This window comes from Bradyrhizobium macuxiense, assembly GCF_001542415.1.
GTDB classification, from domain to species: Bacteria; Pseudomonadota; Alphaproteobacteria; order Rhizobiales; family Xanthobacteraceae; genus Bradyrhizobium; species Bradyrhizobium macuxiense.
The window spans coordinates 58,927-71,239 of record NZ_LNCU01000107.1; the positions used below are offsets into that span (position 1 = coordinate 58,927).

13 protein-coding genes are annotated in these 12,313 nt (G+C 60.4%); 6 read left to right on the plus strand and 7 right to left on the minus strand.

Going from position 1 to position 12,313, the window contains the following annotated elements:
* Window positions 1–2 precede the first annotated feature (2 nt).
* The 7 genes from AS156_RS42495 to AS156_RS32455 form a co-directional block, all read right to left on the minus strand.
* Window positions 3–266 carry a hypothetical protein gene (locus tag AS156_RS42495; RefSeq protein ID WP_136626549.1) on the minus strand — a complete coding sequence of 88 codons (264 nt, stop codon included), beginning with the start codon at window positions 264–266 and terminating at the stop codon, window positions 3–5.
* A gap of 4 nt (window positions 267–270) precedes the next feature.
* Entirely contained in the window at window positions 271–1,830 is a 1,560-nt protein-coding gene (locus AS156_RS41445) for an AAA family ATPase (RefSeq protein ID WP_082747853.1), read from the minus strand.
* A 311-nt stretch (window positions 1,831–2,141) separates the two neighbouring features.
* Window positions 2,142–2,912, minus strand: coding sequence for a metallophosphoesterase family protein (locus AS156_RS32430; protein ID WP_066513419.1), 771 nt, complete (start codon window positions 2,910–2,912; stop codon window positions 2,142–2,144).
* Window positions 2,909–3,418: a hypothetical protein gene (locus AS156_RS32435; protein ID WP_066513420.1), complete on the minus strand. Its 510-nt coding sequence runs from the start codon at window positions 3,416–3,418 to the stop codon at window positions 2,909–2,911. Before AS156_RS32435 ends, AS156_RS32430 begins: the two co-directional genes overlap by 4 nt.
* A gap of 147 nt (window positions 3,419–3,565) precedes the next feature.
* Window positions 3,566–4,138 (minus strand): hypothetical protein, encoded by a 573-nt coding sequence (locus tag AS156_RS32440; RefSeq protein WP_066513422.1) that lies wholly within the window; start codon window positions 4,136–4,138, stop codon window positions 3,566–3,568.
* Window positions 4,138–4,464 (minus strand): HNH endonuclease signature motif containing protein, encoded by a 327-nt coding sequence (locus tag AS156_RS32445; protein ID WP_201456138.1) that lies wholly within the window; start codon window positions 4,462–4,464, stop codon window positions 4,138–4,140. Before AS156_RS32445 ends, AS156_RS32440 begins: the two co-directional genes overlap by 1 nt.
* Before the next feature lie 1,206 nt (window positions 4,465–5,670).
* Entirely contained in the window at window positions 5,671–6,618 is a 948-nt protein-coding gene (locus AS156_RS32455) for a LysR family transcriptional regulator (protein WP_066513430.1), read from the minus strand.
* A gap of 134 nt (window positions 6,619–6,752) precedes the next feature.
* Between AS156_RS32455 and AS156_RS32460 the strand changes: the two genes are divergently transcribed.
* From AS156_RS32460 to AS156_RS32485, 6 genes are read left to right on the plus strand one after another with little or no spacing between them, the layout of a single operon-like run.
* A complete protein-coding gene (locus AS156_RS32460) occupies window positions 6,753–7,589 on the plus strand; it encodes a dioxygenase family protein (RefSeq protein WP_066513431.1) in 837 nt (278 codons plus the stop codon).
* Entirely contained in the window at window positions 7,586–8,656 is a 1,071-nt protein-coding gene (locus tag AS156_RS32465) for a maleylacetate reductase (protein WP_066513433.1), read from the plus strand. The genes AS156_RS32460 and AS156_RS32465 overlap by 4 nt, the downstream gene beginning before the upstream one ends.
* A 27-nt stretch (window positions 8,657–8,683) precedes the next feature.
* The gene (locus AS156_RS32470; protein ID WP_066513434.1) at window positions 8,684–9,964 is read left to right on the plus strand and encodes an ABC transporter substrate-binding protein; all 1,281 of its coding nucleotides are present in this window, start codon (window positions 8,684–8,686) and stop codon (window positions 9,962–9,964) included.
* Window positions 9,965–10,019: 55 nt separating this feature from the next.
* The gene (locus AS156_RS32475; RefSeq protein ID WP_066513435.1) at window positions 10,020–10,739 is read left to right on the plus strand and encodes an ABC transporter ATP-binding protein; all 720 of its coding nucleotides are present in this window, start codon (window positions 10,020–10,022) and stop codon (window positions 10,737–10,739) included.
* On the plus strand, window positions 10,739–11,446 hold the full coding sequence (locus AS156_RS32480) for an ABC transporter ATP-binding protein (RefSeq protein WP_066513436.1): 708 nt from the start codon (window positions 10,739–10,741) through the stop codon (window positions 11,444–11,446). Before AS156_RS32475 ends, AS156_RS32480 begins: the two co-directional genes overlap by 1 nt.
* Window positions 11,443–12,306: a branched-chain amino acid ABC transporter permease gene (locus tag AS156_RS32485; RefSeq protein WP_066513437.1), complete on the plus strand. Its 864-nt coding sequence runs from the start codon at window positions 11,443–11,445 to the stop codon at window positions 12,304–12,306. The genes AS156_RS32480 and AS156_RS32485 overlap by 4 nt, the downstream gene beginning before the upstream one ends.
* Window positions 12,307–12,313: the final 7 nt, after the last annotated feature.

Genomic DNA, 12,313 nt, shown 5'->3' on the forward strand with positions numbered 1-12,313 from the left:
CCTTAAACGGAAAGAATTGCTTGAACCTTTGAATGGCTCAAACTGATCGAACGGTTTCGTCGGGCCGCCTTGAGACGTTGTTTGATGAAGCGATCCATTTCGGCGACGACTTCGTCGCCATCGATGCGTCGAGCCTTGGCCAATCGATGTGCGACCGGTCCTAGCGCTGTGTGCCGCCAACGGAGCAGTTGGGCACGCGATTGCGCCTCGTTTCGCGGCAGACGGTCATTTGCTGGCCTAATTTCCTCGAACTCGGGAAAATGCATAGCGTCAGTTCCTCGATGCGCGGGCATCACGTGCGCGCAGGATTGCTTCGACGATCCGGCGCAGGCGGCGAACCGAGCCGCCGGTCCAGGACCTCGCGGCCGCGGCCCGTTCTACGTCGTCGAGCGGAGATACCCAGCGCTGATCGAGCCCACGCTCTCGGGAGAGGTCGCTGATAACAGCTGGCAGCAGCGCCTCCAGGTCGCTTGCGGCAGGCTTCGGAAACTTTACCACCCGAAATCGGTCGCGAATTGGCGAGGGCAGTGGATACACACTGTTCGCCGTCGCGACGTAATTGACGTGCGATAAGTCGAGATTGGTCTGAAGCGCTGGATCCGGGTAGCGCATACTGGTCTCAGGCTCGAGGAAGCCGAGTAGAGCGTCCCACAAACGGCCGTAGTCGCTTCGTGTTGCAGCTTTCTCGATCTCGTCGATCAGCACCAGCGGGTTGGCGGACTTGCCTTGTGCGATCGCGAGGAAGGGGTGGCAGGGCTCGGCCGAATACCAGCGCCGGTCCGTGCCTCCAAATACTGCGCCGTCGGCTCGCGACGCATCTTCTCGCCAAACGTTGACACCCAATAGCTCGCCCAGTCGCCTCGCGAATCGGCTCTTCCCACCACCGGGATCACCAACAATCAGGAGCGGGCGGAAATGCACCGTGTTGCGTCCGACGAGACCGATAAGCGCAAAATCGATGGCGTCTTTGGCGTATGGGAACTCGAATAGAAGAGTATTCCGCACCTCGTGCAGCGACGGCGTCTGAACAAGGGGCAACGCCACGTTGATAGCGCCAGTGAGCGGCCCCAAGATGTCCTTGAGCTTGACGTTTTTCAACTCTTCGGTCGAGAGGCGCGCCACCACGATGTGGCCGTCCGGCGTAGTATCCGCGGCAGCGCGTTGCTGGTGCGTCGCGGCGGCCTTGGCATTCTCCTGTTGCCGCTGTTCTTCCTCCTGCTGCTTGCGGCGCAAGGCAGCCTTGGCGGCGACGATCCGATGCTCCGCCATGATCGCGCCTAATCTAGCCGCGTTCTCGGCAGCGCGGACGTGCTTTGAAAGCAAATCGCTGCAGGCGGGCAGAGCCGCCCAACCATAAGCGAATTCTTCGAGCTCTCCCTTCAGCTCTTCATCCGCGTCACGGCTGGCTTTGTGGAACGCTTCCAATAGCGCTTTTCCGACCCGGCGATAATCGTCGAACGATTCGACGCCGCGCGGCAAGGGGAGGCTCAACAGGCGAACGCAGTCCGAAAGGCTGCGCAGGACAGGCTGGTCCATATTGACGGCCTTCTGATCTAGCTCGGTCGCGAGTGCCAATCCCGTGGCTACGTCTGGCGTCGCGACCCAAGCAACGTTCTGTGGTAGTGCGGGGCAAATTTCGTTGATCTCGGCAACCAGGCGCTTTTCCGTGGACTCGTCGCCGTCACGGACGAGCATCGCGTAGCGCAGGAGCCGAGGCAAGGTCTTCAGACGGTCATCCAGATCGGACGAGTCCGCGGCAGCTCCGCTCGAGACCGCATCATTCTCAACAGCCGGCAAATCGAGATCGTCGGTGTCATCCGCGGCGCTCATGCCCCGTCCTCCAAACCGCGAGCGTTGATAGCACCTGGAGTGTCGCGGACAGCCCTCGTGGCCGCGGGAGAGCTGAGCCGGTAGAAGCGTGACAGGATCGGGATCCAGTTGCACTCGGGATCCGCCCACCACAACGGCGACGTCGTCACCATTCGGTGGAGCTGGTCGCAATCATCAGCGAGCTCGCAAAGGCGGTATGACAGGTCCGGTGAGATGCGAACCGGACGGAGAAAAGTAAATAAGCGCGTCAGCATGTATCGATGTCCAAATGAAGAAGGTGACATTGCTAAGCGGAAGCGATCGGTTCTGGCCTACGTATCAATCTGCACAACGAGAGAACCGCTGAAGCCCGCGTTTTCGTTGCCGTAGCCGTGTGGGTTGCAGACGATCCGGGTCTTGCCGACGTAGTAGTCGCAAGAATTGTGCACGTGGCCGTGTACCCACAATGCCGGCTGATGCGCCTTGATGGTCGCCGACATGTCCGACACGAAAGCGGCCGTAACCGGATCGTTCTGATACTTCGGGAGAATTGAGTCCCAATGCGCGGCGTGATGGGTGATCACACACGTCGGACCATCGAATTCTGTTGCCAGGATATACTCAACGTAACTCCGCGATCGGTAATGCAGAAGCGCCGCCTCTTGCGGCCTGAAGCGAGCCCAGGGTTGCTTCTTCCACCCAATTTGCCCATGGTCGTTCATAGCGGCGCCACAGGCGCTCATCGCCCAATTTTGTCTGGCATCTCCGAAGATCCGATAATCGGTCCAGAGGGTCGCGCCGACGAAGCGGACGCCGTTGTGGACGATAGTATCGTTCTCCAATACGTGGATGTTGAAGGAGGGAGCCCGCGAGCGGGCGAGTGCGAGCTCATCCGGAATGAAGCGGCGGTAGTACTCATGGTTGCCGAGCACCATCAGAATCGGGGTCGGCATCGGCACGATTCGCCGCAGATGCGCGAATGCGGACAGCACTCCTTCGCACGTGTCGCCGGCGACGATAACGCAGTCGATACCGTCAACGGCCGAAATCTTCTTGATGGGAAGAACGTCAAGATGGAGGTCGGAAAATATCTGGATCCTCACGCGATATTTCCCTTCCGATTCCGTCCCCGGGACGTAGCCAGTAACGTAGTCTCGGCCTTGCTGAATTTCTCCGGATCGGTGGAATGACGCAGACCGTGCGCGAACCACGACGCGGCGAGATCGGTTGCGAGGCCATGTCCGAGGTTGGTCAAGCTCAACACTTGGGTCAGGACGAGCGCTGCCGCCGCGTTGCGTTCGAGCGCGCAGCGCAGCAGTGCCGTCATGGCGATATCGACCTTGAGCGTCATCTCCGTAATCGGCATCAAGGAGAAGGCTACGCCGATGGCGGCTGCAGCCTCACCTTCCTGTGCGGAAGCGAAGTCGCTTCCGCCGTGCAGCACGCTCATGCGCTTGAGTGTCGCAAGCAGCAGGACGTGCTCGGCGTCGCGGAACGCGTAGGACGGGACCGTGCGCCACCATGCGAGCGGCGTGGTATCTTGCGGCCCGAATGGCCATCCCCTGCCGTTGGTCGGAACGAGCGTGTGCTCGGATCTTTTGCTAGCCATGAAATTCCACCTGTCGCGCGTTGGGTGCGCTCATCTCGCGTGTAGTTGATTTGGGAAGGAGCAGCCCACTTAGAGCTCTCGCCTTGTCAAGCCGGGCCCTGCGATGCCTCACCGGGGCACGCCCCGCCACGCCGCGGCGCGCCGGGTCTAGTCGATCTTGGTCACCGAGAACCTGCCGAACTTGGGGCGCCAATCGCCCAATCCTTCACGAAGACCAGCTATCTCGAAAACCTCGATCACCTCGCTGGGATTCAGTAGGCTCGGCAAGAACTCGACGTTTATCTCGGCATGCCAGTCGCTGAATCTCGGGCGCGTGCGCATGACCTTTGAATCGTTGACATTCACAGGAAAGCGCAATCTGAATGCCTTATCTTCCCAGAGCGAGGAAAGATCATCGGGACCGTGGTATTCGAGCAGCGGCGAGGTGGTACATGAAAATCCCGCCTTGGCCTGCTTGCCCTTGCGGCGAGTTTTCGCTGCTGCAACGAATGCAGCTTCAATTGCTTCGCTCGGGATGCAGGGTTTTGCGCCCAAAAGCCAAAGACCGCCGTGCCACTCGACTTTCGCAATCTGCTCATGGTCGGCGATGGTCTTGTTTCGCTTGCTCGTGAGCCGGTCGAGTTCAATCTTGATCGGATCGAGCGGATCTGCCAGCCGGGAGCTGTGCATCAACAGAGGGCGCTCGCCCTGCAACCGAATTCGCAGTTGGCCCACGGACATCAGATATTCTCCTTGAAGGTTGGATCGACGAGGGGGACAGGGCATTCAAACGGTTGCTGAATATCGGCGTGGGCAATGGCGTGGCCCGCGTAGCGAAGCCGGCGCAGGTGATCAGTAGCGACACGATGGCAGGAGCGGCACAGGGTGGTGAGGTCGCTCGGTAATTCACGACCGAGGTTCGCGTAGGTGCGATGATGGACTTCGAGCGCATTCGCTTGGCCATCATCGTTGCAAATGCGGCACCTGAAGCCGGCGGCCTCCAGCTCAGCAAGCCGAGCGGGGTTCTGACGCCAGCTGCGACTTGCGATGTAGTCGTGATAGTTCATCATCCCTTTCCAGATCGATTCGAGCGGATCGATGGAATAATGTCAGCGAAATGGTCGATCGGTCAACCCATCGCTGGAATAATTCCAGCAAATGTGGCGCGCATGGTTAACAGACCACCAGACCCCCGCGGCGTATGGCCGTCGCCCCGGCTTGTTCGAGCGGGCCGCGTCTTGGCCGGGGTGGATCAGGCTACCTTGGCATTACGGGCCGGAGTCACTCGCCAAGCCGTTAGCGTTGTTGAGACCGACGAGGGCGAAAAAATGGACCCTCGTCGTCGCAAGGTTCTTGAAGCAATGCAGCGAGTTCTCGAAGACGAATACGAGATTGAATTCTTGGCCGCGTCGGAAAAGTCGGGCGAAGGCGTTCGCTTCCGAAAGTAACGTTCGATAGAGACAACTCCGTTGGAGGGGCGCTTCGTAAGCGTGCTCCAATAAACCGTGGAATATTTCTTCCAGACTTCCAGCGTGTGAATCAGTGAAGTCTACGACGGACGGTTCGGGGACGATGTTCTGCCGTTCCGTTTTGCCGGACGGCACCGCTGGATTGCATCGTCCGCCATCCAGGACTGGTACTTGGCGGTAGATCAGCAGCGAGCTTTACCGAACGACTGATGCCGTCGGTCAGAAACGATATGTTGCTCCAGCTTGGATGGCTGAACTGAGAAGACGGCGGCATAAGCAAGGAGCCGAAGACCAGTACCATCATCCGAGCGCTGAGGCTGGCGGGGTGTCGTGCATCGGTCTACCACGCGTCAAGGTCGGCAGAGGCGCAGACATACGATCGATGACCCTTCGCAATTTCGATCAGCATCGAGCGTCGGGGCTTATTTGGGTTCGTGGAATGAAAAGCGCGCCAAAGGGAAATGGCATATTGTCCATTTCTGCAGCCAAAGATCAGTCAAAAGCTGAGTACGTCTTTGGGGCAGGGAGGCTGCTATGCGACTGAGCTGAATGTCAGAGATACGCGTGTCGGCGGAGCCCAAGTTCTCAATGGCTTCGACTCGGCGAAGTGATAATCGGCGAAAGGAGAATGGATAATGTACTCCCCTCGAAAGTATGCTGGGTAGGCGTAGGCAACCTGAAGCCGCAGGCTAGGCTCGTTTCCCTTCTCGCTCATCGGAGCCGTTCCCGTCGACCAGAGGTTTAGGCGCCTTCGATCCACGGCTTCGATATTGAAGTTTGAGACTGGACGCACGCCGCCCGAGATCAGGCTTTCCAGACGACAGACTGTTCGTGCCGCTTGATAAGGTCCGCGAGGCTCCCAAAACCCTTGATTATAAAATCGGTGAAGGCAGCAATAGCGGGGGACTGAGGACTTCCAGCCAGCTTCAGAATGCCCAGCGCTCGCTCTGGATGAGGAACGCGCAGCGGCAGTGCGGTGATTTCGCGTTCCTTGCGGTAAGCAAAGACGACGCCATGCGGCAGTATCGTGAGCGCGTCTGTACGCTTCAGATAATTGATGGCGCTCGCCAGCGAACCGCCGACATAGGGAACGCTGACGCCCGTCGAACCGAACGAGAGAAGGAGCGCACGCATATCGGCCTGCAGAGGACTGTTGAGCGGCGGCGCGATCCAAGGGTAGTCTAGGACTTCCGACCCCCTCAGCTTGCGCTTCATCAGCAGCGGATGCGTGACGCGACAGGCCACGACGTTGCGTCCGGGCAGTATGCTTCGGAATTCGAGGTCGTCACCGTCGAGCACGTCCACCGGGCAGATTGCGAGGTCGACCCGGTCGGCGCGGATGGCGCTCTGCAGTTCCTCCATGTAGCCGTAGCTTTGAATGACGCGGACGTCTGGGCGCGCGACGTGAAAGTCAGCGATCAGATTCGAAACCAACCCGTCCATGAAGAACTGCGTCCCGGCAACTCGCACCGCTCCGGTGCGGCCCTCCCGGAAGTTGTCGACGAGTTCCGAGGCCTTGCGTGACGATAGAAGCATCGCCTGGCCATGGTCGGCGAGGGCGCGGCCGAACGGCGTCGGGCGCAGTGGCCGCCGCCCCTTCACGAAGAGAGCTTCGCCGAGCCGTTTCTCTAATATGGCCAGCGTACGCGAGACCGCAGGCTGAGTCATCCCGAGGAGCTCCGCGCCTTCGCTTACGCCGCCGGCGTTGACTACCGCGGCCAACTGGATGAGATGCCGTTCGTCGAGCTTCATACCAGATTGCTATATTATCTGCTCAAGAAATCATCAACGGGAGAAGCGGGGCCTGCTACCGCTTTTTTTCTTAAGGGAAGCGAATTCAGGGAGGACCGATGCGGCGGCTGTTACCCATCGATCTCGACGATTAGATGGAAAGCGAAGTCGCCCGGCGCATCGCGAGGGTCGGCAAGGGCCGGCTCACGACGGCCATGGTCGAGGTCGTCGAACAAGTCCATCGGATTATCAGTGAACTTCGTCCGACCCGGGCGGAGTGGCGGGAAACTATCAGGTACCTCACCGCCATCGGGGACGCCACGACCGACAACCGGCAGGAGTGGGTTCTACTGGCCGATCTCCTCGGAGCCTCGGTGCTTGTTGAGAAGATTAATAGCCGCCGTCCCGTCGGCGCGACGCCGAACGCGCCTCGCGGTCCCTTCTACCGCGCCGATGCGCCGCGCCACTCGAACGGCGCCAACATCTGCCTCGACGGCGTCGGTGAACCCTTATCCGTAAAAGGAAGGGTCGTCGATCTGGACGGATGCCCGGTTGCCGGAGCGGTGGTCGAGACGTGGCAAGCGAACGGAGAGGGCTTTTTCGAGAACCAGCAGCCGGACAACCAACCCGACTGCAATCTCCGCGGCGTCTTTAAGACGGATGCGCGGGGCGAATTTGATTATCTCACTATTAAGCCCGCGAGCTACTTCGTCCCGATGGACGGTCCAGCTGGGAAGCTGCTCGGCGCTCTGGGCTGCCCATTGCGCCGACCGGCCAACATCCATTTCATCGTCTCCGCCGACGGCTTCGAGTCGGTCACGACGCAGGTGTTCGATCGGGTAGATGCAGCCACAATAGAGGATGCTCTTTATGCCGTGCGGCCGAACCTGCTTGCCGACTTCAAACAAACGCGTCGCAAAGACATCCCGTGGTGTCTCGAGTTCACGTTCGTGATGGCTCGGGCGCCAAAGACGCCGAGAGGTGCAGCATGAACGGATCCCGATCTTTCGTCTTTCCCGGTATCCGATCACGCGTAGTGTTCGGGGCGGGCACGATCTCGCAGGTTGGCGTCGAGATGAAACGCCTTGAGTGTCGCAAGGCACTGATCCTGACGACGCCGCAACAGCGCGAGGACGGCGAGGCGCTCGCCGCCCGGATCGGAGGATCGGGCGCGGTCGTTTTCTCCGGCGCGACGATGCATACGCCTGTAGATGTCACCCGCAAAGCTCTTGAGGTCTACGAAAGTGCCGATGCAGACTGCGTGATCTCGCTCGGAGGCGGTTCGTCCATCGGGCTCGGCAAAGCGATCGCGCTGCGTACCGGTGTCGATCAGATCGCCGTACCGACGACTTATGCCGGGTCGGAGATGACCGATATCCTGGGGGAGACCCAGAACGGCGAAAAGACCACCCGGCGGGATCCCGCGATCCTACCGGAAACCGTGATCTACGACGTAGATTTTACGATGACGCTTCCGAAAAGCATGACGGTGTCGTCGGGCATGAACTCGATTGCCCATGCCGCCGAGGCACTCTATGCGTCGGATCGCAATCCGATTCTGTCGATGATGGCGGCCGATGCGATAAAATCCCTCGCGGCAGCGTTGCCGGCGGTCGCCGCGGATCCGGCCGACCGCAACGGTCGTGCGGAAGCGCTCTACGGCGCGTGGCTGAGCGGTGCCGTCCTCGGTGGGACGTCGATGGCCCTCCATCACAAGCTTTGCCACGTGCTCGGCGGCAGCTTCGATACACCGCACGCCGAGACGCACGCAATCCTTCTGCCTCATACCGTCGGGTTCAACGCCGCGGCGGTCGATGAGCTGCTCAAGCCGATTTCCGATGCGCTCGATGGTACGACGCCCGGCAAGGCGCTCCATCGCTTTGCGATCCGCCTTGAGGCACCGACGAAGCTGAAGGAACTCGGTCTCAGCGAGGCTGATCTCGATCGCGCTGCCGAAATCGCAGTCAAAAATCCCTACTTCAACCCGCGACCATTCGATCAGGCGGAGATTCGCGCGCTCCTGAGGGATGCGTGGATAGGGAGAGAACCGCCGCTTTAGGCAAATGATTTCAGGGAGGAAACGAATATGATCACACGAAGAAGACTATTGAAGACGAGCGCTGTGGGCGGCCTGCTTGCCGCGGCAGACGGAATCTTCAAGCCCGCGTTGGCCGCGGGCAAGGCGGCTAAGATCGGTTACGTCAGCCCGCAAAGCGGACCGCTCGCTGCGTTCGCCGAAGCGGACAAGTTCATTATCGACGGCTTCGTTGCCGCGGCGAAGTCGGCAGGACTTCAGGTGCAGGTCGTCGTCAAGGACAGCCAGTCCAACCCGAATCGTGCCGCTGAAGTAGCGAAAGAGCTTGTCGTTAGTGACAAGATCAATCTGATGTTGGTGGCGTCGACGCCGGAGACCACCAATCCGGTATCCACGATCTGCGAATCCGAGGGCGTTCCTTGCATCTCGACGGTCGCGCCCTGGCAGCCTTGGTTTATCGGCCAGCAGGGCAATCCAGGCGATTCCGCATCCTGGAAGCCGTTCGGTTACTCGTATCACTTCTTTTGGGGCCTTGAGGACGTCATCGCCGTATTCACCAACATGTGGGGGCAATTGTCGACCGACAAGCAGGTCGGCGGGCTCTTTCCGAACGACGGCGATGGCAACGCCTGGGGCGACGGGAAGTTAGGCTTCCCGCCCGTGCTCACGGAAAAGGGCTACAAGCTCATCGATCCCGGCCGTTATCAGAATCTTTCGGACGACTTTTCCGCTCAAATCAACGCGTTCAAGTCCGGAAACGTCGAGATCGTCACCGGAGTGATGATCCCGCCCGATTTCACAACATTCTGGAATCAAGCCAAGCAGAAGGGCTTCACGCCGAAGATCGCGTCGATGGGGAAGGCATTGCTGTTTCCTCAAGCCGTCGAAGCTCTGGGCAAGCAGGGACACAATCTTTCCTCCGAAGTCTGGTGGACGCCCAGCCATCCCTTCAAGTCGTCACTGACCGACGTATCGTCCAAGGAACTCGCCGAAGGCTTCACGGCTGCGACGAAGCGGCCGTGGACGCAACCGATCGGATTCGTACACGCGCTGTTCGAGATCGCCGCCGACGTCCTCAAGCGGGTCGAGGACCCGACCGACGCAGACAAGGTGACGGCGGCCGTCGCCGCCACAAAGCTCAATACCATCGTCGGTCCGATCGCCTGGGACGGCGCTAGGCTGCCGCCCTTCGCCGCGAAGAACATCTGCAAGACGCCGTTGGTCGGTGGGCAGTGGCGGCTGAAGGACGGCGGCGGCTACGACCTCGTCATTACCGACAACAAGACGTCGCCGAACATCCCGACTGGAGGGAAGATGGAGCCGATCGTCTAGTGCGACCGAGCTTTCATTCCAACAAACCGCAACGACGAAAGGGGGAAGACTCGACGTGCCTATTCTCGAACTGGACCAGGTCTCCAAGAGCTTCGGCTCGCTGAAAGTCACTGACGATGTGACCTTCGGCGTGGAACCAGGCGAGGCGCTCGGCATCATCGGTCCCAATGGGGCAGGGAAATCGACGCTCTTCAACCTGATTACGGGCAACGTTCGCGTCGACGCCGGCCGCGTCTCGTTCGACGGCGCCGACGTGACGCGGACGCCACCCATGAAGCGGTGTCACGCTGGCGTGGGACGTACCTTCCAGATCCCGCAGCCGTTCGAGAAGCTCACAGTGTTCGAGAATCTGGTTGTCGCGGCGGCCATGGGATCGCGGAAGGCCGAATCCGAAGTCACGGATCGCTGCGCGGACATCTTGGTGAGGACGGGTCTAGTCGAACGAGCCAACGTGCTCGCTGGCGGTCTCGGCCTCCTGCAGCGCAAGCGCCTCGAACTCGCCCGCGCGCTCGCCACCGATCCGAAGCTGCTTCTGCTCGACGAGATTGCAGGCGGCCTGACCGAAGCGGAGTGCCGGTCTCTCGTCGACACCATCCGCTCCATCCATGCCTCCGGTGTCACGATCGTGTGGATCGAACACGTACTTCACGCCCTAAACGCGATCGTGCAGCGGCTCCTCGTTCTGAACTTCGGCAAAGTCGTCGGCATCGGCGCTCCGGAGGAGATCATGGCATCCAGCGCGGTGCGGGAGATCTATTTGGGAATCGACGTCTGATGGCTCTTCTCCAGACAAATGGGCTGACCGCCTTTTACCGCGACTTCCAGGCCCTGTTCGGCGTGGATTTGTGGCTCGATGCTGGGGAGACCGTCGCGATTGTCGGCGCGAACGGTGCCGGCAAATCGACTCTGATGCGGTCAGTGTCGGGTGTCCTTCGCAACAAACCCGAGCAAATTGTGTTCGACGGCCGCCCGATAGGCGCGCTGGCCGCACCGGAGGTGATGGCGCTCGGGATCGCGATGGTGCCGGAAGGGCGCAAGCTGTTTCCATCGCTCACGGTCGAGGAGAACCTGCTGATTGGTCGCTATGGCCGCTCGACCAACGGTCCATGGTCGCTCGAGACGATCTATCAACTGTTTCCGGTGCTCAAGGAACGGCGCAACAACCCCGGAACCGCGCTCTCGGGCGGCCAACAGCAGATGGTCTCAATCGGCCGAGCGCTGATGTCGAACCCGCACGTTCTTCTGTGCGACGAGCTCAGTTTGGGACTGGCTCCTGTCATCATCAAGGACATATACGCCGCGTTCCCCGCAATCCGCGAAAGTGGAGCATCCATCGTCATCGTCGAACAGGACATCGGTCAGGCCATGAAGGTCGCCGATCGCCTGTACTGCATGATGGAAGGAAGGGTGACCTTGAGCGGCCGCCCGATGGAATTGAAACGCGAGGCGATCCACGCCGCATATTTCGGGGCTGATTCATGAATTGGGTGGACACCGTACTTCAGGGCATTCTTCTGGGAGGGCTCTACGCGCTCTTCGCGGCGGGACTGTCTCTCGTCTTCGGTATCATGCGGCTGGTCAATCTCGCGCATGGCGATCTGATCGTGCTTGCGGCCTATCTGATTTTCGTCCTGGTCGGCACACTCGGTCTCAATCCGTTCGTCGCAATGGCGATCGCCATGCCGATCATGTTCGCGATCGGCTGGCTACTGCAGACATACGTGTTCAATCGCACGCTCGGTCCGGACATCCTACCGCCTCTGCTCGTGACGTTTGGCCTGTCCGTCGTGCTTCAGAATGGCTTGCTTCAGGCCTATTCTGCCGATAGTCGGCGTATCCCGTCCGGATATCTGGAGACGGCGTCGGTCCGGCTGGGGTCTCTTCACGTCGGCGTCATGCCGTTGCTCACGTTCGCATCGGCGCTTGCGGTAATAGTGATCCTGAACCGTCTGCTCTACGCGACGGAGCTCGGTCGCGCATTTCGCGCGACGTCGGACGATGCCGTCACGGCCGGGTTGATGGGCATCAGGCCTCAGCGAACCTTCGCCATCGCCACCGGCATCGCCATGGCCGTCGTCGCCATTGCAGCTCTGTATCTCGGCACGCGCTCGAACTTCGATCCCACCATCGGCCCCGCACGTCTGATTTATGCGTTCGAGTCGGTCATCATGGGCGGTCTGGGATCGCTTTGGGGCACGTTGGCAGGCGGCATCGTGTTGGGCGTGGCTCAAACGATCGGCGGCGCCGTCAATCCCGAATGGCAGATCCTCGCGGGTCACATCGCCTTCGTGCTGGTGCTGCTGTTCCGCCCGCGCGGCTTGTTCCCACGCGCCGTGGATTGAGGGGGCG

Coding starts and splice junctions, on each gene's coding strand:
- AS156_RS42495 (WP_136626549.1), bottom strand. CDS start 266: ATGCATTTTCCCGAGTTCGAGGAAATTAGGCCAGCAAATGACCGTCTG.
- AS156_RS41445 (WP_082747853.1), bottom strand. CDS start 1,830: ATGAGCGCCGCGGATGACACCGACGATCTCGATTTGCCGGCTGTTGAG.
- AS156_RS32435 (WP_066513420.1), bottom strand. CDS start 3,418: ATGGCTAGCAAAAGATCCGAGCACACGCTCGTTCCGACCAACGGCAGG.
- AS156_RS32440 (WP_066513422.1), bottom strand. CDS start 4,138: ATGTCCGTGGGCCAACTGCGAATTCGGTTGCAGGGCGAGCGCCCTCTG.
- AS156_RS32445 (WP_201456138.1), bottom strand. CDS start 4,464: ATGAACTATCACGACTACATCGCAAGTCGCAGCTGGCGTCAGAACCCC.
- AS156_RS32455 (WP_066513430.1), bottom strand. CDS start 6,618: ATGAAGCTCGACGAACGGCATCTCATCCAGTTGGCCGCGGTAGTCAAC.
- AS156_RS32460 (WP_066513431.1), top strand. CDS start 6,753: ATGGAAAGCGAAGTCGCCCGGCGCATCGCGAGGGTCGGCAAGGGCCGG.
- AS156_RS32465 (WP_066513433.1), top strand. CDS start 7,586: ATGAACGGATCCCGATCTTTCGTCTTTCCCGGTATCCGATCACGCGTA.
- AS156_RS32470 (WP_066513434.1), top strand. CDS start 8,684: ATGATCACACGAAGAAGACTATTGAAGACGAGCGCTGTGGGCGGCCTG.
- AS156_RS32480 (WP_066513436.1), top strand. CDS start 10,739: ATGGCTCTTCTCCAGACAAATGGGCTGACCGCCTTTTACCGCGACTTC.
- AS156_RS32485 (WP_066513437.1), top strand. CDS start 11,443: ATGAATTGGGTGGACACCGTACTTCAGGGCATTCTTCTGGGAGGGCTC.